General features: G+C 63.0%; 20 protein-coding genes and 1 pseudogene. 7 read left to right on the top strand and 14 right to left on the bottom strand.

Going from position 1 to position 22,176, the window contains the following annotated elements; all coding sequences use genetic code 11:
- Nucleotides 1-46 precede the first annotated feature (46 nt).
- A complete protein-coding gene (locus PCS43_RS11350; protein WP_003944741.1) occupies nt 47-811 on the bottom strand; it encodes an acyltransferase in 765 nt (254 codons plus the stop codon).
- Between the two features lie 137 nt (nt 812-948).
- Here PCS43_RS11350 and PCS43_RS11345 point away from each other — a divergent pair, with 137 nt between their 5' ends.
- Nucleotides 949-2,256 carry an outer membrane protein assembly factor BamB family protein gene (locus PCS43_RS11345; RefSeq protein WP_054827839.1) on the top strand — a complete coding sequence of 436 codons (1,308 nt, stop codon included), beginning with the start codon at nt 949-951 and terminating at the stop codon, nt 2,254-2,256.
- Between the two features lies 1 nt (nt 2,257).
- On the opposite strand, the gene PCS43_RS11340 is transcribed toward PCS43_RS11345, so the two are convergent.
- Genes PCS43_RS11340 through PCS43_RS11320 form a run of 5 tightly spaced genes read right to left on the bottom strand, consistent with a single transcriptional unit; the run spans nt 2,258 to nt 6,973 of the window.
- Nucleotides 2,258-3,415, bottom strand: a complete 1,158-nt coding sequence (locus PCS43_RS11340) for a THUMP-like domain-containing protein (RefSeq protein WP_209908311.1) — start codon at nt 3,413-3,415, stop codon at nt 2,258-2,260.
- 1 nt (nt 3,416) lies between these two features.
- Nucleotides 3,417-4,433, bottom strand: coding sequence for a class I SAM-dependent methyltransferase (locus PCS43_RS11335; protein ID WP_003944733.1), 1,017 nt, complete (start codon nt 4,431-4,433; stop codon nt 3,417-3,419).
- A 53-nt stretch (nt 4,434-4,486) separates the two neighbouring features.
- Nucleotides 4,487-5,266: an enoyl-CoA hydratase/isomerase family protein gene (locus PCS43_RS11330; RefSeq protein ID WP_003944701.1), complete on the bottom strand. Its 780-nt coding sequence runs from the start codon at nt 5,264-5,266 to the stop codon at nt 4,487-4,489.
- Between the two features lie 10 nt (nt 5,267-5,276).
- A complete protein-coding gene (locus tag PCS43_RS11325; protein ID WP_003944751.1) occupies nt 5,277-6,095 on the bottom strand; it encodes an NUDIX hydrolase in 819 nt (272 codons plus the stop codon).
- A gap of 56 nt (nt 6,096-6,151) precedes the next feature.
- Nucleotides 6,152-6,973 (bottom strand): ABC transporter ATP-binding protein, encoded by an 822-nt coding sequence (locus PCS43_RS11320; RefSeq protein ID WP_003944728.1) that lies wholly within the window; start codon nt 6,971-6,973, stop codon nt 6,152-6,154.
- A gap of 51 nt (nt 6,974-7,024) precedes the next feature.
- On the opposite strand from PCS43_RS11320, the pseudogene glgX reads away from it, so the two are divergent.
- Nucleotides 7,025-9,067, top strand: a pseudogene (gene glgX / locus PCS43_RS11315) (glycogen debranching protein GlgX); the annotation flags it as partial.
- On the opposite strand, the gene yczE reads toward glgX, so the two are convergent.
- The 4 genes from yczE to ctaD all read right to left on the bottom strand — a co-directional run bounded on the left by yczE (nt 8,980) and on the right by ctaD (nt 13,721).
- Complete coding sequence (gene yczE, locus PCS43_RS11310) at nt 8,980-9,774, bottom strand: membrane protein YczE (protein ID WP_245219253.1); 795 nt, start codon at nt 9,772-9,774, stop codon at nt 8,980-8,982. The pseudogene glgX and the gene yczE sit on opposite strands and share 88 nt — an antisense overlap.
- Nucleotides 9,775-9,811: 37 nt before the next feature.
- A complete protein-coding gene (locus tag PCS43_RS11305) occupies nt 9,812-10,597 on the bottom strand; it encodes a peptidyl-tRNA hydrolase (RefSeq protein ID WP_063836273.1) in 786 nt (261 codons plus the stop codon).
- Nucleotides 10,594-11,814 carry a phosphoserine phosphatase SerB gene (serB, locus tag PCS43_RS11300; RefSeq protein WP_003944761.1) on the bottom strand — a complete coding sequence of 407 codons (1,221 nt, stop codon included), beginning with the start codon at nt 11,812-11,814 and terminating at the stop codon, nt 10,594-10,596. Before serB ends, PCS43_RS11305 begins: the two co-directional genes overlap by 4 nt.
- Before the next feature lie 116 nt (nt 11,815-11,930).
- Nucleotides 11,931-13,721 (bottom strand): aa3-type cytochrome oxidase subunit I, encoded by a 1,791-nt coding sequence (gene ctaD, locus PCS43_RS11295; RefSeq protein WP_020907234.1) that lies wholly within the window; start codon nt 13,719-13,721, stop codon nt 11,931-11,933.
- A 350-nt stretch (nt 13,722-14,071) separates the two neighbouring features.
- Between ctaD and PCS43_RS11290 the strand changes: the two genes are divergently transcribed.
- From PCS43_RS11290 to PCS43_RS11280, 3 genes are all read left to right on the top strand, one after another.
- The gene (locus PCS43_RS11290) at nt 14,072-15,067 is read left to right on the top strand and encodes an ABC transporter substrate-binding protein (protein WP_204855690.1); all 996 of its coding nucleotides are present in this window, start codon (nt 14,072-14,074) and stop codon (nt 15,065-15,067) included.
- A 157-nt stretch (nt 15,068-15,224) separates the two neighbouring features.
- Nucleotides 15,225-16,229 carry an iron-siderophore ABC transporter substrate-binding protein gene (locus PCS43_RS11285; RefSeq protein WP_245361627.1) on the top strand — a complete coding sequence of 335 codons (1,005 nt, stop codon included), beginning with the start codon at nt 15,225-15,227 and terminating at the stop codon, nt 16,227-16,229.
- A gap of 66 nt (nt 16,230-16,295) precedes the next feature.
- Nucleotides 16,296-16,769, top strand: coding sequence for an NUDIX hydrolase (locus PCS43_RS11280; protein WP_064075196.1), 474 nt, complete (start codon nt 16,296-16,298; stop codon nt 16,767-16,769).
- A gap of 73 nt (nt 16,770-16,842) precedes the next feature.
- Here PCS43_RS11280 and nrdF read toward each other — a convergent pair whose 3' ends face one another.
- Nucleotides 16,843-17,808: a class 1b ribonucleoside-diphosphate reductase subunit beta gene (gene nrdF / locus PCS43_RS11275; protein ID WP_003944744.1), complete on the bottom strand. Its 966-nt coding sequence runs from the start codon at nt 17,806-17,808 to the stop codon at nt 16,843-16,845.
- A gap of 170 nt (nt 17,809-17,978) precedes the next feature.
- On the opposite strand from nrdF, the gene PCS43_RS11270 reads away from it, so the two are divergent.
- Together PCS43_RS11270 and PCS43_RS11265 are read left to right on the top strand one after the other, a co-directional pair.
- A complete protein-coding gene (locus PCS43_RS11270) occupies nt 17,979-18,896 on the top strand; it encodes an SPFH domain-containing protein (RefSeq protein ID WP_003944699.1) in 918 nt (305 codons plus the stop codon).
- 12 nt (nt 18,897-18,908) lie between these two features.
- Nucleotides 18,909-19,121, top strand: a complete 213-nt coding sequence (locus PCS43_RS11265) for a hypothetical protein (RefSeq protein ID WP_003944723.1) — start codon at nt 18,909-18,911, stop codon at nt 19,119-19,121.
- Nucleotides 19,122-19,181: 60 nt separating this feature from the next.
- Here PCS43_RS11265 and nrdE read toward each other — a convergent pair whose 3' ends face one another.
- The 3 genes from nrdE to nrdH all read right to left on the bottom strand — a co-directional run bounded on the left by nrdE (nt 19,182) and on the right by nrdH (nt 22,115).
- Nucleotides 19,182-21,365, bottom strand: coding sequence for a class 1b ribonucleoside-diphosphate reductase subunit alpha (gene nrdE / locus PCS43_RS11260; RefSeq protein WP_003944756.1), 2,184 nt, complete (start codon nt 21,363-21,365; stop codon nt 19,182-19,184).
- Entirely contained in the window at nt 21,323-21,802 is a 480-nt protein-coding gene (gene nrdI / locus PCS43_RS11255; protein WP_003944767.1) for a class Ib ribonucleoside-diphosphate reductase assembly flavoprotein NrdI, read from the bottom strand. The genes nrdE and nrdI overlap by 43 nt, the downstream gene beginning before the upstream one ends.
- Nucleotides 21,803-21,884: 82 nt before the next feature.
- Nucleotides 21,885-22,115 carry a glutaredoxin-like protein NrdH gene (gene nrdH, locus PCS43_RS11250; RefSeq protein WP_003944717.1) on the bottom strand — a complete coding sequence of 77 codons (231 nt, stop codon included), beginning with the start codon at nt 22,113-22,115 and terminating at the stop codon, nt 21,885-21,887.
- Between the last annotated feature and the right edge of the window lie 61 nt (nt 22,116-22,176).

Raw genomic sequence — 22,176 nt, 5'->3', positions numbered from 1 at the left:
CCGGTGGCGGCGCCGAAAGTAATCGCTGGTTCTGCCAAAAAGTGAGCTACGACGTCGACGACGCGTCGGCAGCGTCCGCAGCAGCCTTCTTGCGTGCGATGTCCTCGAGCGCCGCGATGTACTTCGCGCGATCGGCAGCGCCGGCTTCCCAATCGGACTTGCGGTTCTTGACCGCCTTCGCGGGCGAGCCGACCGCGATGCTGTAGTCCGGGATGTCTCCCTTGACGACGGCGTGCGCACCGAGGACACAACCGCGTCCGACGCGGGTATTTCGCAGCACGGTGACCTTCGCTGCCACCCACGTGTCCGGGCCGATACGGACGGGGCCCTTGACGATGCCCTGGTCCTTGATCGGTGTGTTGATGTCGTCCATGCGGTGGTCGAAGTCGCAGATGTAGCACCAGTCGGCTACGAGCGTCGACGCACCGATTTCGATGTCGAGGTACGTGTTGACGACGTTGTCCTTGCCGAAGACGACCTTGTCGCCGATGCGCAGCGAGCCTTCGTGGCAGCGGATCGCGTTGCCGTCACCGATGTGCACCCAGCGCCCGATCTCGAGGCGGGACAGGTCGGGGGTGGAATGGATTTCGACGTTCTTGCCGAGGAACACCATGCCGCGCAGGATCACGTGCGGGTTGGCCATCTTGAACTTGGCGAGACGGTAGTACCGCACCAGATACCAGGGTGTGTACGCCTTGTTCGCCAGAACCCATTTGAGGGAATCGACCGTCAAGAACTTGGCCTGATCGCTGTCGCCTCGGCGTGATCCCCGCCATCGAGTGCGCAACGGTGCGCCCCACATGCTCGTCATGAGTGTTCAGCCTACGTGGGGCCGACTCACCGACCCTCGGGGTGTGCCCCGTCACGTTGCCCCGGTCGGGATAGTCTCTGGTCCGGGCTTGTGCAGTTACCGAGGGCTCTTGATCAAGTGAAGGCAGGGAGATTGTGATGCGGCGGGTCCTACGGTCGTCCGTGATGGTGTCGACGGCGATCGCTGCGGCCCTGATCGCCGGTTGCGGCAGCGACGACGGACGGGTGGACCGGTACGCGTCGGCGGGTTGGCCGGCCATGCATGCCGACGCCCGCAACAGCGACACGAGCCCGGTCACCGGATCACGCGATGTCGAGTTCGCATGGTCACGCCCTCTCGGCGGTCCGGTTGCCGCGTACGCCTCGGTGGCCGCGAACGGCCAGAGCTTCGTCACCGCCCGCACCGAGAACGGCTGCAATCTCTTCTCGTTCCAGATGGATACGGGTCGCAAGAAGTGGTGCGCTCGACTCAACGACGGAGTAGTCGCGTCCACACCCATCGTCGACACGGCCACCAATGTCTACGTCGGCGAGAGCGGCGCGATGATGTCCTTCACCGAGACTGGTCAATTGCGTTGGCGCACGCTCGTTGTGGGCACTCCTCTCTCGTCACAGTTCACCGGCGACGGAAACCTGTTGTTCATCACCCAATTGGGTCAGATCAACGTGCTCAACCCGCAGACCGGCGCAAAAGTGGTTCCGTCGTTCGACCTGATCCCGCCGCCGTCGATCGACCAGGGCGCGAATGCAGAACTCATTCCCGACAACAAGGGTTTGAACGAGTGCTTCCTCGGCACGTCCGGCTGCCCGGTGGCCAATACCCCGGCAGTGGACCTGGGCACCGGCAAGTTCTACTTCACCTTCTACGGACCCAGTTCTCAGGCAGCCGATCTGGTCGCCATGAAGTACACGGGCGGCGACAATCCGTCCATCACCCGCGAGTGGTCCACCGACGCGCTTCCCGGTGGAACGGCGTCGAGCCCGGACCTGTCGAAGGACGGCAAGACCGTCTACGCCACCGACAACAACGGATCTCTCTGGGCAGTGAACGCCGAAACCGGTGACACCAGGTGGAGTTACGACATCGGCTTCAACTCGGCCGGTAGTGCCTCGACGTCCGACGACGGTTTGATCATTCCCGCCGGCGGCGACAAGGGCCACCTCCTTGCCGTGCGCGACGAGGGAGATCACGCCGAACTGGCCTGGGAACGTAAAGACCTTCTGCAACTGGGCGTTCCGGCGCAGACCGCCGGCGACACCGGATACACCGTCGTCCGCGAGGGTGAGAACGGACTGAGCCTGATCACCTTCGACACCGAAACCGGTGAGACGGTGGATCAGGACACGTTGCCGGGAGCAGTCGGCTTCACCGTCGGCACCTCGATCGGCCCCAAGGGCGAAGTGTTGACGCCCAGCGCAATCGGTGAGCTGTTCGTCTTCAAGTGAGCTAGCGGGACGCCTCACAGATGAAGGCCGACGCCGATCGTCCGATCCGCACGATCACGACGCTCAGAGCACGCGAGCCCTTGAGCTTGAGCCGTGGACGCAGCACTGCCGGGTCCACGTCGACTCCTCGCACCAGGATTTCGGCCACACCGCAGTCCCGCTTGGACAGTGTCTGTTTGAGCAGTTTCTCGGAGTACTTGATCTGCTCGAGGATCCGGAATCCGCGAACTCCCTCAGGGACGCTGTCACCGGTCAGATAAGCGATGCGTGGATCGAGCTGCCAGAGGCCGTGTCTGGCCGCGTAGTGGCGCACGAGGCCCGCGCGCACTACCGCTCCGTCCGGGTCGATGATCCACTCCCCCGGCGCTTGCTCCGGAATCACGTCGTCCTCGGCGTCGGTGATCGCCCACCCGCTCCCGTCGGAGCGAAGCACCGAAGCTCGACGCGTGACGCCGGACTCGGCCAGCCCCGTCGACCACAGGCAGGCTTCCTTGACGCCGCCGTCGAGCGAGACGACCTCGACTTCCCCGTCCCAGCCCAGCTTGTCGAAATCGAGTCCCGGAGCGCACTTCACCGCGAGATCACGGCCGGAGTACGCCTCGATGAGGTCCGGCAACGGTGGCATCAACGCTGCCGGATCGTGAGTGCGGCGACCGCCCGATCGCCGTGCGGGGTCTGCCAGCACGACGGTCTCGCGTGTCGTCGGGCGGAGCGCGTCGGCCCGCAGCAACGCTGCGCTCGGCACATTGCGCTGCGCCATCGCCAGGCGAACGGAATCGATGTCGCTGCCGATCACGCGATGCGCAACTCCGGTCAAGGCATGCAGTTCGGCGCCGATGGAGCACGTCACGTCGTGGACGTCGCGCCCGATCAGACGCTGCGCGCGGTGCGCCGCCACAACACCGGGAGTGGCCTGCTGCATCGCGTCGTCCGTGAACAACCACTGATCAGTGCCGGGCAGTTTCGTAGCGGCCTTTCGTCGAAGCAGGACGGTGTCCACGAGCGCAGGCATGTGATCACCGAAACGCGTACGCGCCCGGCCGATGTCGGCCAGACGCGTACGCGTGGACAGTTCGAGCTGATCCACCTCGGCCAAGGCAGCTACGCCGGAATCACTTCCGAGATAGTCGACGTCGCCGAGGGTGAAGTCATAACCCAATTCAGTTGCCGGGCTTCACGCCGGTGATCATGACGTTGTAGAAGAATCCGCGAGGAACGACGTGGCGGAGCACCTTCTCGTCGACCCAGCTGAGTGTCTTCCAACCACCGAAAGCGAAACGCCCCCAGCCCCAACCGAGCTTCTCCGGCGGAACAGCCGCTTCGAAAGTACGGACAGGCCAGCCGAGAAGCGCCGCGGCGAATTCCTCGGTGGCAGCGTGGACCTGATCGGCGCCCGCAGACTTCGCCATGTTCTCGAGGTCGGTGGGGTCGAACGTGTGGATGTCGACGACAGCCTCGAGAGCTGCTGCACGAGAAGACTCGTCGAGTTCCTCTTGCGGGCGACGCCAGTCTGCGAGGAACGGCAGCTTGGTCACGCGCGTGGTTGCTTCCCACGTCGCGCGGCCGAGCCAGCGAGCGTAGAAGTTGCCGACAGTGGTGGGCTCACCGGCGAAGACGAAACGTCCGCCGGGCTTGAGGACACGAAGGACCTCACGCAGCGACTTCTCGACGTCCGGAATGTGGTGCAGCACGGCGTGGCCGACCACCAGGTCGAAGGTGTTGTCCTCGTACGGAATGGTCTCGGCATCGGCAACACGGCCGTCGACCGGAAGGCCGAGGCTTTCGGCATTGCGCAGTGCGACCTTGACCATGCCGGGCGAGAGGTCGGTGACCGAACCGGTCTTGGCGACTCCACCCTGCATCAGGTTCAGGAGGAAGAATCCGGTGCCACAACCGAGTTCGAGCGCGCGCTCGTACGGGAGCGGCTGATCGCCCGCGACGGCGTCGAAACGACCACGTGCGTAGTCGATGCAGCGCTCGTCGTACGAGATGGACCACTTGTCGTCGTAGGTTTCGGCTTCCCAGTCGTGGTAGAGCACCTGGGCGAGCTTGGTGTCCTTACGAGCGGCCTCGACCTCTTCGGCCGTGGCGTGCGGCCGCGGCGCGGGGTCGACTACCGAGGTGTCGGTAGCGGCGGGCGGCGTGACGGTTGCGTCGTCATTCGGGCTGGCTGTCATGGCGGCTATCCTACTCGCTGGTAAGAGATGAACAAGTTCTAGTTTAGGGGAGCCTACTCGCCCGTGAACTCGGCCTTGCCCGGACCGTTGGCGATGAACGACTCCATGCCGATCGCCTGATCCTTGGTCGCGAACAATCCGGCGAACAGATGCTGCTCGATCTTGAGCCCGGATTCCAGGTCGGTGTTCAGACCCTCGTCGATGGCCGCCTTGGCAGCAGCCAACGCACGTGACGCTCCCCCGACGAACTGCGAGGCCCATGTCCGGGCCGCGGTGTACACGTCGTCGGGAGCGACGACCTCGTCGACCAAACCGATGGCCAACGCCTCGTCAGCCCCGACGAAACGGCCGGTGAAGACCAGATCCTTGGCCTTGGCCGGACCGATCAGACGAGCCAGACGCTGCGTTCCGCCGCCACCGGGAATGATTCCGAGCAGAATCTCCGGAACTCCGAGCTTGGCATTGTCTCCGACGATCCGGCGATCGGCCGAGAGTGCAACTTCGAGTCCACCGCCGAGTGCGTATCCGGTGATCGCGGCAACGGTCGGCTTCGGGATGGACGCCACGGCACCGAGTCCGGCCTGCATGCCGCCGATCGCGTCACGGATCTGGCCGTAATCCATCTCGGCCATTTCCTTGACGTCGGCACCGGCTGCGAAGACTTTCTCGCCGCCGTAGACGATGACGGCCTTGACTGCCTTGTCGACGGTCGCAGCGTGTGCGGCAGCAGCCAACTCGTCCTGAACCTGACGGTTCAGAGCGTTCATGGGCGGACGCGCCAGACGGATGGTGCCGATGCCTTCGGAAACCTCGAGAGTCACAAATTCAGCCATGGTCGAGAGGTTACTTTGCCGCCTTGACCGACCACGGATGCGGCCCGGCGACGTAGTAACCGTCCTGGTTCGGGAACTCGACGCGCAGCGTTTCCTCGTCGGTGATCAACGTAGGCAGGATGACGGGAATCTCCGGCTCGGCTGCGAGTATCTCCGCCACCGAACTGAACTTGGCCAATTCGGTCAGCTGACTCCACGTCGGCGGCAACAGGATGCTGCCACCCTCCCGCCAATGCGCGAGCGCGTCCTGCGGGCTCTGCCAACGCACCTCGGCGGCCTCGGAGGTGACCCCGTCCGCGATCTGTCCGGTCGGTGACGCTGCGACGAAGAAGCGCGTGTCGTAGCGGCGGGTCTCGCCCACCGGCGTGATCCAGTTCGCCCACGGCCGCAGCAGATCCGTGCGCAGGACCAGGTTCTCCTTCTTCAGGAAATCGCTGAACGACAGCTCGTGCTTTTCGAGAGCTACTCGGTCCTGTGCATAGCCGGCCGTGTCCGCGACGACCGTGTCAGCCGTGGGGCCGGCCAGCAGGACACCGCACTCCTCGAAAGTTTCCCGCACCGCAGCCAAGACGAGAGCCTTCGCCCGAGCAACATCCGTGCTGAACCGCTCGGCCCACCACTCGACCGACGGTCCGGCCCACTCGACCTCGGCCGTCGCATCGGACTTGTCGACGCCGCCGCCGGGGAATACCGTCATGCCCCCGGCAAACGCCATCCCCTGTACTCGTTGAAGCAGGAAGATCTCGATACCGGATTCGGCATCGCGCACCAAGATGACGGTCGACGCATCCTTGGGCTCGGGGACAGCGTTTGCATTCTCGTTAGCCATGCTTCGCGAACCTACGCGATCTGTGATCTGGGCCGCATTTCAGGTCCCACTGAAGCTCACGCGCGATGAGCTCCGGACGGTCTCGCGCGGCGCGCGAAGTATCGGCCGTCCGCCTTGTCGAGGCTGATGGACTGGCTGAATGCCGCGCTCAGATTTTCGGCGGTGATGACGTCGTCCAGAAGGCCCTGAGAGACGACCTCCCCTTCCTTGAGAAGGAGTGCGTGGGTGAATCCCGGCGGGATTTCCTCGACGTGATGGGTGATCAGAACGGTAGCCGGGGCGTCCGGATCGGCAGCCAGTTCGGCGAGTCTGGCCACAAGTTCCTCACGTCCACCGAGATCGAGCCCGGCGGCGGGCTCGTCCAGGAGAAGAAGTTCGGGATCGGTCATCAAGGCTCGCGCGATGAGGACGCGCTTGCGCTCGCCTTCGGAAAGCGTCCCGTACGTCCGATCCGCCAGGTGCTCGGCGCCGAGGCTTTCGAGCATCTCCACAGCGCGCGAGGTGTCCATGGATTCGTACTCCTCGCGCCACCGACCGAGAACGGCGTAGCCCGCCGACACGACGAGGTCGCTGACCTTCTCGTCGCCGGGCACGCGGTTCGCCAACGACGACGAGGACAAACCGATTCGCGGGCGCAACTCGTTGACGTCGACCTTGCCGAGCACTTCGCCAAGGAGGTGGGCAGAACCACTGGTCGGGAAAGTCTCACCGGCCGCGATGCGCAGCAGCGAGGTCTTGCCGGCACCGTTGGGTCCGAGCACCACCCATCGCTCGTCCAGCTCCACTTTCCAGGTGACGGGCCCCACGAGAGTGGACCCTCCCCGACGGATGAGTACGTTGTCGAAATCGATGAGCAGATCTGGATCAGGTAGCGGCACCCGAACATCTTCCCGCACATTCTCCGGCCGTTCACGGCAGGATCATCTTGCGTGTCGCCTCTCATCGAAACTCACCCCCCGACGCCCGGGTCTCCGTTCCCACTCGGCGCCAACATCGTGGACTCCGGAACCCAGTTCGCGGTCCACGCCCCGGCCGCGTCGAGCGTCCACATCTGCCTGATCGACCAGGACGGAAACGAAGATCGCGTCGAACTTCGGCAACACACGTACGGAATCTGGCACGGAATCATCTCCGGGATCGGTGCGGGGCAGCGTTACGGAATTCGGGCGTCCGGCCCGTGGAATCCGCGCGCCGGGCTGAGACTTAATCCACACAAGCTGCTCGTCGATCCGTGGGCGCGCCGCATCGAGGGGGATCTCGGTGATCACCGTGCCCTCCTGTCGTACGCCGACGATCCCTTCGGCGACCCGTCGACGGTCGACTCGCTCGGCCACGTGCCGCTGTCCGTGGTGACTCCCGGCCTCGCGCCCGCCGGAGCCCGCCTCGAGACGCCGTGGGAGGAAAGCGTCATCTACGAACTGCATGTGGGCGCGTACACCGCCAGTCATCCAGGAGTACCCGCCGCCCACCGCGGAACGTACCTCGGCCTGACGGCACCGGCCGTGATCGATCACCTCGTCTCACTCGGCGTCACTGCCGTGGAACTGCTTCCCGTACAGGCGTTTCTGACCGAACAGAGCGTCCGCGAGCGAGGGATGCGCAACCACTGGGGATACTCGACGGCGTCGTACTTCGCCCCGCATCCCGGATACGCGGCAACTCCGGGCGGCGAAGTCACCGAGTTCCGGATCATGGTCGACGCACTACACGCGGCAGGCATCGAGGTCGTCCTCGACGTCGTCTACAACCACACCTGCGAGCAGAGTGTCGACGGAATCAGTGTCAGCTGGCGAGGTTTGGACGGCCCCGGCTATTACCTTCTCGACGGCGACGGCCGCGACATCGACCTGACCGGGTGCGGCAACACGGTCGACGCCTGCTCCCCCATCGCCGTCCGCATGATCACCGACAGCCTCCGTTACTGGGCCACCGAAATGGGTGTCGACGGCTTCCGATTCGATCTCGCGAGCGCGTTGGGTAGGCCGCGCGGCGGAGGCTTCGACCAGCGGGCGTCCATCCTGTCCGCCATCTCCTCCGATCCGGTACTGACTCGGTGCAAGCTGATCGCCGAACCGTGGGATGCGACGGCCGACGGTTACCAGGTCGGAAACTTCGGACTCCAGTGGTCCGAATGGAACGACAAGTACCGCAGCACCATTCGCCAGTTCTGGAACGGAGGATCCAGCGTCCGGAAGGTCGCGTCGCGCCTCGCCGGTTCCGAGGACATCTTTGCCGGCAGCGGCCGTCGCCCCTGGGCGTCGATCAACTTCGTCACAGCGCACGACGGGTTCACCGCCGCCGATCTGGTCGCGTACAACCACAAGCACAACGAAGCCAACGGTGAAGACAATCGTGACGGCGCCGATCACAACGATTCGTTCAACCACGGAATCGAAGGCCCGAGCAGCGATCCCGAGATTCAGGACGCCAGGGCACGTCATGTACGGGCGCTACTGGCCACGCTCGTGCTGTCGACAGGCACACCGATGCTCACCGCCGGAGACGAGTTCGGCCACAGTCTCGGCGGAAACAACAACGCGTATTGTGTTCCCACACTTGCCTCCCCCGCCGATTCGTGGGCCCTGGGCTGGACGGCGGCCGATCAGTCGTTGGTGCAGTTCGTCTCCCGAGCGTTCGGATTACGCCGAGCAGCACCGGCGTTGCGTCAGCCCGAATTCTTCGAAGGCAGAAGAAGACTGGAGCACCCGGACCTCGTCTGGTTCGACGCTGCCGGCGTCGAGTTCGACGACACCGCATGGCACGACGAGAGTCACCGAACGCTGCAGGCCTGGATCGACGGAGCCGACGTTCGGTCTCACACTCGAACCGGGCGCCCACTCGGTGACGACAGTTGGCTCCTGATCCTGCATTCCGGTGGACCGGTTCAGGTCACCGTCGGCACTCCGGAATGGTTCGACGGCACCTTGACTGCATCGTTCGATTCGGCGTCACCGACCGGCGAACCTGCCTCCACGGCCGAAGTTCCCGTCGGCACCGAGATTTCGCTGACCGGACCCACGGTCTTGGCCTTACGTTCCGTGACACGGCCTCCGGTAACCGCTGCTGTCATGGAATCCGGCAGCAACTTGATCAGGAATTGAATGGTCGGCCCGATCCCGAAGGCGTACAACACGGTTCCGATGCCAACCGTTCCACCGAGGAGCCATCCGGTAGCGAGGACCGCGATCTCGATGCTGGTACGCACGAGCCTGACCGACAGACCTGTGCGAGCGACCAGTCCGGTCATCAATCCGTCGCGGGGGCCCGGCCCCATGCCCGCGCCGATGTAGAGAACGCTGGCCAGTCCGTTGAGGAGGATTCCCGCGACCATGATCACGGCTCGAACTGGCATGGAATCAAAGACCGGCAAGAAGGCCAGTGAGGTATCCACCGAGATGGCAATTACAACGACATTGGCGACCGTTCCGAATCCCGGCCGCTGACGGATCGGAATCCAGAGCAGCAGTACCACCGCACCGGTAATCGCAGTGATCACGCCGAAACTGAGCGAAACGTGCTCGGCCACACCCTGATGAAACACGTCCCAGGGATCCAGACCAAGACCGGCCGTGATCATCATGGCCATCGAGAAGCCGTACAACCACAGACCGACGAACAGCGAGGCGAATCTCCGTATCAACACTCGACCATCTTGAAGGCCACTGGACTGTTCATCCATAGCCAAGTTACCGATACTGGACTGGTCGGTTACGTCTCTACGGAACCGCGATGACTGTCATGGAGCCTGGTGCCACTTCCGTGAAACCAGCGTCACGAACCGCGACGGCCTCCGACTTCTTCAGCCGAACTACTGCTTCGGCCCACTGTTCCGGGCTCGCGTCGCGCACTGAGCAGCGAAAGTCGTTCTGCGCCCAGGCCCAGCACTGTTTCTCGGACATGGCCGCCGCCAACAACATCGAGGCATGCCCGACCTGTGCCGAAGCCTTGCCAACCGTCATCTCGAGCGCCGAGTCGATCCACAGCACCGGAAGACCAGGCTCCGGCGGGCCAGGCTCGTCGTGCTCGAGATCGGTCCCACCGATCTGCAACTTCTTGATTCGCGGGTCCAGTTCTCCGACCGGCCCGGGAACCAGAGCCCGCGCCTGCGCGCCATCCACATCGACGGTGATTCCCGGTACCTCCTGCGCGGCGAGCCACTGCGCTCCTCGCGCTCGACGAGACACCTTCCGAATCCGGGCACCCACCCACGCCGAATAGTCCTCGTGCCAGGGGCCGGGTTCCCCGTCTTCGGTGAACCCGACGCGTTCGTCCAGACACAGCGCCACAGCCGCCGTTGCCGCAGCCTCGAGCAGTGCGGTGCGCTTGGGCGGGTCTGCCTTCGGAATGTGCAGAACGATCGGCATCGCCAACACCAGCGCCGGATCCGCGGGATCGTCTCGCCCTCCGTACCCAGCAGCCAGCACCGCGTGGCGCTCGCGCCAGCGCGAATCGGGGCCGGACATCACAGCTGGATCGGAACTGAATGCTGGATCGGAACTCATGGAATCGGTACGCGTCGCACGCCACCGTCGACGGCGTCCGCAGCCTCGACCTCGTCGCGGGTCACACCGAGAATGAACAGCACAGCGTCGAGGAAGGGATGCGACAACGCAGCATCTGCGACCTCCCGCAACGCAGGCTTGGCGTTGAACGCCACGCCCAGGCCCGCGGCGTTGAGCATGTCGATGTCGTTGGCACCGTCGCCGACGGCGACGGTCTGTTCCATCGGCACACCGACCTGATCGGCGAACTTGCGCAGCGCAACGGCCTTCGCGGCGCGGTCGACGATTTCACCGATCACACGTCCGGTCAGCTTGCCGTCGACGATTTCGAGGGTGTTGGCGTGCACGAAGTCCAGTTCGAGTTCGTGTGCGAGACCTTCGATGACCTGCCGGAAGCCACCCGACACTACGCCGCAGTGGAATCCGAGACGGCGCAGGGTGCGAATCGTGGTTCGCGCACCCGGCGTCAGTTCGATGCTCTCTGCCACCTCGTCGATGACGGAGGCGTCGAGACCGGCGAGTGTCGCCACACGCTGGTGCAGTGATTCGGTGAAGTCGATCTCGCCGCGCATCGCAGCTTCAGTGACGGCGCGGACCTCGTCCTCGACGCCGGCCTTCGCGGCGAGCATCTCGATGACCTCGCCCTGGACGAGCGTCGAGTCCACGTCGAACACGATCAGACGCTTGGCCCGGCGAGCGAGACCTGCGCGCTCGACCGCGATGTCGACGTTTTCGAGTGCGGCGACCTCGGCGAGTCCGGTGCGCAGCTTCGCGTCGCCGTCGGCCGTATCGGCCGCGCTGACGCTGAGTTCCAGACCGGTGACCGGATAGTCGGCGACACCACGGATGGAATCGATGTTTGCGCCCTGCTTCGCGAGTTCGCGTGCAACCGATCGCATTGCGCGAGCATTGACCGGGCTACCGAGAACAACGACCGCGTGGGTGGACACCGCGGGCCGTCCGGGATCGGCACCGATTTCGATGTCGACGTTCATTCCGACCGTCGCCATCGCCTGTTCGAGTTCTTCCTGAAGCGCCTCGGGATCGTTCGGGCAGGCAACCATGACACCGAGTGTCAGTCGACCTCGAATCACCACCTGCTCCACGTCGAGTAGACGCACATCGTGCCGCGACAGCGCCGCGAACAGTACCGAGGTGACGCCAGGGCGGTCCGGCCCGGTCACAGTCACCAGAACAGTGGTGTCAGAGGCACCCACCGAAAACTCCGATCGTTTCTTCGTTCGCGTCTTGATCGTCACTATTGTGCCAAGCGAAAGGCCCCACCCGTTACTCGGGCGGGGCCTTCGCTGATTACTTCAGTGTGTTACTTCGCTCAGGAGCGGCTGTCGGTTCCGGGGTCGCCTTCGTCCCCGACCGTGAGCGGCTCGTGACGAGCATCTTCGAGCACGGTGCTGGCGTTCTTCCCACCGTGGCCGGGGCCGACGTGCGCTTCCGCGCGCATCCGCTCCACCATGTGCGGGTAGTGCAGCTCGAACGCCGGACGCTCGCTACGGATGCGCGGCAACTCGGTGAAGTTGTGACGCGGCGGCGGGCAGGTGGTTGCCCACTCCAGCGAGTTTCCGTAACCCCACGGATCGTCGACGGTGACAACTTCGCCGTAGCGGTAGCTCTTGAAGACGTTCCAGATGAACGGAAGCGTCGAGGCACCGAGTACGAAGGCAAAGATCGTGGACACCGAGTTCAGAACCGTGAACCCGTCCGAGGGTAGGTAGTCGGCGTAACGACGCGGCATACCTTCGGCACCGAGCCAGTGCTGAACGAGGAACGTGCCGTGGAAACCGACGAACGTGGTCCAGAAGTGCCACTTGCCGAGACGCTCGTCCATCATGCGACCGGTCATCTTCGGGAACCAGAAGTAGATACCGGCGTACGTGGCGAACACGACCGTGCCGAAGACCACGTAGTGGAAGTGGGCGACGACGAAGTAGCTGTCCGTGACGTGGAAGTCGAGCGGCGGGCTCGCGAGGATGACACCCGACAGACCACCGAAGAGGAAGGTGATCAGGAAGCCGATCGAGAACAGCATCGGCGATTCGAAGGTCAACTGCCCCTTCCACATCGTGCCGATCCAGTTGAAGATCTTCACACCTGTCGGCACGGCGATCAGGAACGTCATGAACGAGAAGTACGGCAGGAGAACAGCGCCGGTTGCGTACATGTGGTGGGCCCACACTGCGATCGACAGAGCGGCGATGGCCAACGTTGCGTACACCAGGCCGCTGTAGCCGAAGATCGGCTTACGGCTGAAGACCGGGAAGATCTCCGAGACGATGCCGAAGAACGGCAGCGCGATGATGTACACCTCGGGGTGACCGAAGAACCAGAACAGGTGCTGCCACAGGAGCACACCGCCCGTTGCCGGGTCGAAGATGTGCCCACCGAGATGGCGGTCGACGAACAAGCCCATGAATGCAGCGGTCAGCAGCGGGAACGCCAGCAGGATCAGGATGCTGGTGATGAAGATGTTCCAGGTGAAGATCGGCATGCGGAACATGGTCATACCGGGTGCGCGCAGGCAGATCACGGTGGTGACCATGTTGACGCCACCGAGGATGGTGCCGAGGCCGGCGACGGCCAGACCCAAGACCCACAGGTCGGCGCCGACGCCGGGGCTGTGCAGCGCGCTGGTCAGCGGCGTGTATGCCGTCCAACCGAAGTCTGCTGCGCCACCGGGCGTGACGAATCCGGCTGTCGTGATGATCGCACCGAACAGGTACAGCCAGTAGCTGAACGCGTTCAGGCGCGGGAACGCGACGTCGGGTGCACCGATCTGGAGCGGAAGAATGTAGTTCGCGAAGCCGAAGACGATCGGGGTCGCGTACAGCAGCAGCATGATCGTGCCGTGCATGGTGAACAGCTGGTTGAACTGTTCGTTGGAAAGGAACTGCATGCCGGGTACAGCAAGTTCGGCACGCATCATCAGCGCCATGAGGCCACCGATGAGGAAGAAGGCGATGGAAGTCGCCAAGTACATGATTCCGAGCACCTTGGGATCGGTGGTCGTGATCATCTTGAAAATGAATGAGCCCTTGGGTCCCTGCCGCGGCGGGTAAGGCCTGGCCGGCGCTATCGTGGGGACTGGCTGGGGCGCTACGGCAGTCACTGATCCTCCTGAATGTGCCTTTGGTCGCTCCGCAGACTCCGTCAAAGAGCCCTTGGTTGCGCCCGCAGGGTCCGTCGCCCGGGCTGCGGACAACGGCTTCTGGCTTGCGCTCATCGAATCGTAGACCGTGACTCCGAGGCACCGCGACCCGGTCCTACTCTGCGTCGTACTCGAGCATCCGTTTTTCACGGCACCGAACGAACGACCTGCGGTTTATGTTCCCCCGGGAGTCCGAACCCACTTCCGAATCGGCGTGTCGTGCGCGTCGAAGAATTCGGTCGGTGTCCGTTTTCGGCCAACCCCTCCACTGATAAGGTCACCCTCGCCTAACTCATCTCAGGAGCCAATCAGTGAAATTCTTTCCCCGCCGGGCCGCGCTGGTAGCGGTCGCAGCTTCGATCGCCTTGGTCGTTCCAGCGTGCTCGAGTAACGACGAGCCCGCTGCAAACACCAACTCGACCGAGTCGGGCGCATTTCCCCGTACCGTCGAGCACTTCCGCGGAAGCACCGAAATCCCGGCCGCACCCCAGCGGATCGTCGCGCTCGACAACAGCTTCACCGACGCCGTCCTTCTCCTCGAATCCCCGCTCGTCGGCTACGTCGACTACCGCGAGCCCGGTCTGCCCGACTACCTCGGATCCTCCCGAGAGGAATTCGCCGCGGACGCCGTCTCGGTCGGCACGGTCAGCAGTGCAAGCCTCGAGAAGATCGCCGCACTGCAGCCGGACCTCATCATCTCCGCCGAGGTCCGCGACGGGAAGAACTACGAGCAGCTCTCCGCAATCGCGCCCACCGTCTTCACCCAGACGACCGGTCCGACGTGGAAGGACAACATCCGCGTAGTCGGTGAAGCGCTGGGCAAGGAATCGCTGGCCGAGGCGAAGATCACCGAATACGAAACACGCGCGGCTGCCGTCGGCAAGGAAATCAACGAGAAGGCGAACAACCCGGTCATCTCGGTAGTCCGGTTCGCCGGTGAACCGACCGCACGTCTCTACCGCACCACCTCGTTCAGCGGCATCGTTCTTCAGGACGCCGGATTGAAGCGCCCGGACAACCAGGGACCTGACCCCGCCGATGCCGGCAACATCATGATGAAGATCAGCCCCGAGCTGATCAACGAAGCCGACGCGGACGTCATCTTCATCAGCACCTGGCAGGACGCCGAGGGCAAGAGCGCCGAAGCTGCGAAGCCGTTCCTCGAGAGCCCGCTGTGGCAGACGCTTCGAGGACGCAAGGTGGACGTGGACGATTCACGTTGGATGTCGCCGGTCAGCATCCAGGGCGCCCACATGATCCTCGACGACCTCTCGGACACGTTCGAGGTGGACAAGCAGAACAGCTGAGTCGAACAGCTAACCTGAACGGCGCCCGCTCACACAGGAAGCCGTCGACTTGTCTGTTCTCTCACGCACGTCTGTTCTCTCACGCACGTCTGTTCTCTCACGCACGACCGCCCGCACGTCCGTTCGTCGTGTCTCGATCCTGGGGATCACCGCCACGATGCTCGTCCTCGGTGGTTGCTCGTCCGACTCGTCGGACGATCCGGCGAGCACCATCGTCCGGACCACTACGTCGATCGCCGGTGCCGGCGTGATGGGCATCGAACGCGACACCGCCACCGCGTGCCCGACGCCGACGCAAGCCGACCCGGGAGCGGGCCCCGGGGTGAAGCGTCGAGTCGTACACACTGCGGGTGAAACCGAGGTTCCTTCCGATCCCCAACGGATCGTGGTCCTCGACAGTGTCTCGATGGACGCCGTGTGCGCCCTCGGTCTGTGGGAGCGGGTAGTGGGCGCCGCAACCGGTGTCGACTCGCCTCAACCGTCGTACCTGGGTTTCGGCATCTCGGAGATTCCGAGTGTCGGCCCCGTGAGCGCACCTGACGTCAACGCCGTGAAGGCCGCCGCGCCGGACTTGATCCTCGGGTCCAGTCCGGCGTCCGACGGCTTGTACGGGCAACTCGACGCCATCGCCCCCACCGTGTTCGCGGGCTCGGATCCCGTGTACTGGAAAGCGCAGTTCGCCCTCGCCGGCCAGGCACTGGGCCGTTCGTCCGCGGCTGCGACGGAGCTCGACCGCTACCAGCAGGACGTCGTGCAGCTCGGCGACGCATTGAATGCATCGCAGACGCAGGCATCAGTGGTTCGGTTCGGTTCGAAGGACCTACAGATCGAGGGCCCTGCATCCTTCGCCGGACAGATCCTCAGCGACGTCGGCGTCCGGCGCCCACCGGCGCAGCGATTGACCGATGCGACCACGGCACCGATTCCGGCCGACGATCTCAGCGTCGCCGAAGGTGACTTGATCTACGTCCTCTTCGACGGGCCGAACGGCCGTACCTACGGCACCGAGATCATGAAGAGCGACCAGTGGCAGGACCTCGCCGCCGCCACCGACCGGCGTGTGTTCGTCGCTGAAGACGACATCTGGAACGGAAACGGGATGACTGCCGCCCGCGCCGTATTGGCGGACTTGAAGGGAACCTTGAACGGATATGCGAGCTGACTGGGACGAACCACAACTCCGACATTCGAAGCGGCTCGCCACAACTGTGACGGTCGGGTTCTGATCATGCCGATCCCGGAATTCATTGTCGCTTTGCGCGAGAAGGTCGGTCATGCGCCGCTCTGGCTGTCCGGAGTGAGCGTCGTGATCCGCGACGACGACGGCCGGATCCTGCTCACCCGCCGCGCCGACAACGGTCAGTGGGCCGTCGTGTCCGGCGTTCTCGAGCCTGGGGAGGAACCGTCGGCGGCGGCGGTGCGCGAGGCGAAGGAAGAAACCGGCGTCGACGCCGAATTGATTCGGATCACGAGTGTCGATGTCACAGAGCCCATTACGTACCCCAACGGCGACGTGACTCAGTACCTCGACGTGTGTTTCCTGGCCAGGTGGACCGGCGGAGATGCACACGTGGCGGACGACGAAAACCTCGAGGTCGCGTGGTTCGCGCCGAGCGCACTGCCTTCGGACATGACGGAAACCTCGCGTCTGCGCCTCGCAAAAGCGTTGCTGGACAAGCCGGAAGCGTGGTTTCAGCGCTAGTCCGCTCCCAATACACGGCCGAAGCCCGATTCCCGCGTGTGCAGGAGTCGGGCTTCGGCGTGTAGGTCGCTCTCTAGAAATCCCAGTCGTCGTCTTCGGTGTTGACGGCTTTGCCGATGACGTAGGAGCTACCCGAGCCGGAGAAGAAGTCGTGATTCTCGTCCGCATTCGGTGAAAGTGCCGACAGGATAGCCGGATTGACGTCCGTCTCGTCCTTCGGGAAGAGGCCTTCGTAGCCGAGATTGTTGAGCGCCTTGTTGGCGTTGTAGCGCAGGAACTTCTTGACATCCTCGGTCAGACCGACGCCGTCGTAGAGGTCCTGGGTGTAGTCGACCTCGTTCTCGTAGAGCTCGAAGAGCAACTCGAACGTGTAGTTCTTGAGCTCTTCACGCTCGGCCTCGGTGAGCTGTTCGAGGCCCTTCTGGTACTTGTAGCCGATGTAGTACCCGTGCACGGCCTCGTCGCGGATGATGAGGCGGATGAGGTCTGCGGTGTTGGTGAGCTTGGCTCGCGAGGACCAGTACATCGGCAGGTAGAAGCCGGAGTAGAAGAGGAAGCTCTCGAGGAGCGTCGATGCGACCTTGCGCTTGAGCGGCGACTCGCCGTTGTAGTAGTCGAGAACGATCTGCGCCTTGCGCTGCAGGTTGGGGTTCTCCTCCGACCAGCGGAACGCGTCGTCGATGTCGGGGGTGGAGCACAGCGTCGAGAAGATAGAGCTGTAGCTCTTCGCGTGCACCGATTCCATGAAGGCGATGTTGGTGTACACCGCTTCTTCGTGGGGAGTGATCGCGTCCGGGATGAGGCTGACGGCGCCGACGGTTCCCTGGATGGTGTCGAGCAGCGTCAGGCCCGTGAAGACGCGCATGGTGAGCTGCTGCTCCTGCGCGGTCAGCGTTCCCCAGGACGGGATGTCGTTGGAGACCGGCACCTTTTCGGGCAGCCAGAAGTTGCTGACGAGGCGATCCCATACCTCGGCGTCCTTCTCGTCCTGGACGCGATTCCAGTTAATGGCGGAAACGCGACTGACCAGCTTGACCATAATTCCTACCTAGCGAGAGAGATACTGCCGAATGTTGGCTTGCCTGAACACTACCCGTTGTGTCGGGTCCGCGATGCCAACACAACAACATGTGTCGCACGCGCCCCTCCACGAGTACAAAAAATGTGATATCAATTAAATATCACTTACCGATGGAAAGCGAGTCTCGCATGACCAGCACACCCACCGTGGCCGAGAAACCGACCGGTGTCGCCACCACAACGATCGCCGAACGCCCAGGCTGGGACCTGTCCGGCAGCTGGATGCTCCTCGGCGGCGTCCTTCTCTTCCTGGCCGGAATCGCGCTGTCCGTCGTTGGCGGAGTTCTGGGACTCTTCGCCCTGATTCCGGTCGGAGTGGTGCTGTTCATCGCGTCACTCCCCCTCCTGATGGGCCTGACCTTGGTGCAACCGAATCAAGCCCGAGTTCTGCAACTTCTCGGAAGCTCGTACAGCGGCACCTTGCGCACGCCGGGACTGCGATGGACAAACCCGCTGACGGTCCGTCGATCGATCTCGACGCGCATCCGAAACCATGAGACCGGTCAGGCGAAAGTGAACGACGCCGACGGCAATCCCATCGAGATCTCGGCGGTGGTCGTCTGGCAGGTGGCCGACACAGCGCTCGCCTCGTTCCAGGTGGACGATTACGAGGAGTTCGTCTCCGTACAGACCGAGGCGGCCGTCCGCCATATCGCCGGTAGCTACCCGTACGACGCCGAAGGCCGAGTCTCGTTGCGCGAGAACGCCGATATCATCACCACCACCTTGTCGGAGGAGGTTCACGCCCGCGTACGTGCTGCGGGTGTCGAAGTTATCGAGACACGCATCAACCGGCTCTCGTATGCACCGGAGATCGCCAGCGCGATGCTTCGGCGCCAGCAAGCGGGTGCAGTGATCGCCGCCCGCAAGCAAATCGTCGAAGGTGCGGTGTCCATGGTCGACATGGCACTCAAGCAGCTCGAGGAAAAGCACGTCGTCGAACTCGACGAGGAACGCAAGGCCACGATGATCAGTAACCTTCTGGTCGTGCTGTGCGGCGACCGCGACGCACAACCGGTGCTCAACACCGGTTCGCTCTACCAGTAAAGGAAAGGCCACATGGCCACGGATCCAGCTCCGAGATCGGAGCGTAAGAAGATCCTGCTTCGGTTGGATCCTGCGGTGCACGACGCGCTTGCCCGCTGGGCGGCCGACGATCTCCGAAGTACCAACGCCCAGATCGAGTTTCTCCTTCGGCGCGCACTCACCGAACACGGTCGTATGCCGAAGAATGCCGGCAAGATGCACGGTCCCGGCCGTCCGCCGGCCTGATACCCCTGTGCGCCTTTTCGGTAGTAACCACTACCGAAAAGGCGCACGGGGGCGGAGCCTCTACAGCATGCAGGAAACGCAGCCCTCGACCTCGGTGCCTTCGAGTGCCATCTGACGCAGACGGATGTAGTACAGCGTCTTGATGCCCTTACGCCACGCGTAGATCTGCGCCTTGTTGATGTCGCGGGTGGTTGCGGTGTCCTTGAAGAACAGCGTCAGCGACAGGCCCTGGTCGACGTGTTGCGTTGCGGCAGCATAGGTGTCGACGATCTTCTCGTACCCGATTTCGTAGGCATCCTGGTAGTACTCCAGGTTGTCGTTGGTCAGGTAGGGCGCCGGGTAGTAGACGCGGCCGATCTTGCCTTCCTTGCGGATCTCGATCTTCGACGCCACCGGGTGGATGGAGCTGGTGGAGTAGTTGATGTACGAGATCGAGCCGGTCGGCGGGACGGCCTGAAGGTTCTGGTTGTAGATACCGTGCTTCTGAACCGAAGCCTTCAGCTCACGCCAGTCGTCCTGGGTGGGGATGTGCAGCTTCGCATCGGCGAAGAGTCCGCGAACCTTGTCGGTTGCAGGCTCCCAAGCCTGGTCGGTGTACTTGTCGAAGAATTCACCCGAGGCGTACTTCGACTCCGGGAAACCCTTGAAGTACGAGCCGCGCTCGATGGCGATCTTGTTCGACGCACGCAGTGCGTGGAACAGCACGGTGTAGAAGTAGATGTTCGTGAAGTCGATGCCTTCTTCGCTGCCGTAGAAGATCCGCTCACGAGCGAGGTATCCGTGCAGGTTCATCTGACCGAGGCCGATGGCGTGAGAGTCGTTGTTGCCCTGCTCGATCGACGGCACCGAGTAGATGTGCGTCTGGTCGGACACCGCCGTCAATCCGCGGATCGACACTTCGATGGTCTTGGCGAAGTCGGGCGAGTCCATGGTCTTCGCGATGTTCAGAGAACCCAGGTTGCAGGAGATGTCCTTGCCGACCTTCGAGTAGGACAGGTCGTCGTTGAACAGTGAAGGCGTCGAAACCTGCAGGATCTCCGAGCACAGGTTCGAGTGCGTGATCTTGCCCTCGATCGGGTTCGCCCGGTTCACCGTGTCCTCGAACATGATGTAGGGGTAGCCCGATTCGAACTGCAATTCGGCGACGGTCTGGAAGAACTCGCGAGCTTTGATCTTGGACTTGCGAATTCGCTTGTCGTCGACCATCTCGTAGTACTTCTCGGAGACGTTGATGTCGGAGAACGGAACTCCGTAGATGCGCTCGACGTCGTACGGCGAGAACAGGTACATGTCCTCGTTCTTCTTCGCCAGTTCGAACGTGATGTCCGGGATCACGACGCCGAGTGAGAGCGTCTTGATACGGATCTTCTCGTCGGCGTTCTCACGCTTGGTGTCGAGGAACCGGTAGATGTCGGGGTGGTGCGCATGCAGGTACACAGCACCGGCGCCCTGACGCGCACCCAACTGGTTGGCGTAGGAGAACGAGTCCTCGAGAAGCTTCATGATCGGGATGACACCCGAACTCTGGTTCTCGATCTTCTTGATCGGGGCGCCGTGCTCACGAACGTTGGTGAGCAGCAAGGCAACTCCGCCACCGCGCTTGGACAGCTGCAGTGCCGAGTTGATGGAGCGACCGATGGACTCCATGTTGTCTTCGATACGAAGCAGGAAGCAGGACACGGGCTCACCGCGCTGCTTCTTGCCCGAGTTCAGGAACGTCGGGGTGGCGGGCTGGAAGCGTCCGGCGATGATCTCGTCGACGAGTTCGACGGCCAGGTCTTCGTTGCCTGCGGCCAGGGTGAGCGCAACCATGCAGACACGATCTTCGAAACGCTCTAGGTAGCGCTTACCGTCGAAGGTCTTGAGCGTGTAGGAGGTGTAGTACTTGAATGCACCCAGGAACGTCGGGAAGCGGAACTTCTTGGCGTACGCGTGATCGATCAGGAACTTCACGAAAGTACGTGAGTACTGATCGAGAACCTCGGGCTCGTAATAGTTTTCCTCGACGAGGTAGTCCAGCTTCTCGTCGAGGTTGTGGAAGAACACGGTGTTCTGGTTGACGTGCTGCAAGAAGTACTGACGGGCTGCAGCGACATCCATCTCGAACTGGATCTCACCGTTGGCGCCGTACAGGTTGAGCATGGCGTTGAGTGCGTGGTAGTCGAGACCGTTGGTGGAATCGCCGCCGCGCGCATCACGCTCTACGCTTCCTGCCGCGATCGTGTCAGTGATGGTTGGCGCCACTGCCCGTGCTCCTTCTCTGTTTCGAGATGATTCCAGAACTCCCCCAAGCCTTCTCGTACCCGGTCGACGTCCTCGGCAGTGCCCATGAGTTCGAACCGGTACAGAAAAGGAACGTGGCATTTCTGGGAAATGATGTTTCCTGCATAGCAAAAGGACTCACCGAAATTGGTGTTTCCCGCCGCGATCACTGCTCTGATCAACGACCTGTTGTGTGGATTGTTCAAAAAACGAATGACCGGCTTCGGTACATAACTGGTGTCGCGCCCTGTCACGGTGACCCCGCCACCATAGGTGGGCAGAATCAGCACATAGGGCTCGTCTACACGAAATGAGCCGTCACGGTCATGGATAGGTATACGTGTCGCAGGCAGGCCGAGACGTTGAACGAATCGGTGGGTGTTCTCCGACACGCTGGAAAAATAGACCAGCGAAGTCATCGGTTGTCACCATTTTCTTGTACGGTGCCCGGAACTACTCAGATGTGTCGGCGGAGGTGTCCACCGCCGACACTGCGGCGCTTCAAGCAGCGACGGTCAGGGTCTTGATGCGATCGGGACGGAAGCCCGACCAGTGATCTTCACCGGCAACCACGATGGGTGCCTGGAGGTACCCGAGAGCCATGACGTAGTCGCGGGCTTCGGCATCCTCGGTGATGTCGATGACGTTGTATTCGAGACCGGCCTTGTCCAGGGCGCGGTAGGTGGCATTGCACTGAACGCAAGCGGGCTTGGTGTAGACGGTGATGCTCATGAGAGTCCCTCTTTCGCTTAGCCAACAAAGGCCGATGTAGTGATGTTCAGCACCGATACGA

The organism is Rhodococcus sp. C-2, from assembly GCF_027854095.1.
In the GTDB taxonomy this organism is placed as follows: domain Bacteria; phylum Actinomycetota; class Actinomycetes; order Mycobacteriales; family Mycobacteriaceae; genus Rhodococcus_F; species Rhodococcus_F qingshengii.
This window is presented reverse-complemented; position numbering and strand designations above follow the sequence as displayed.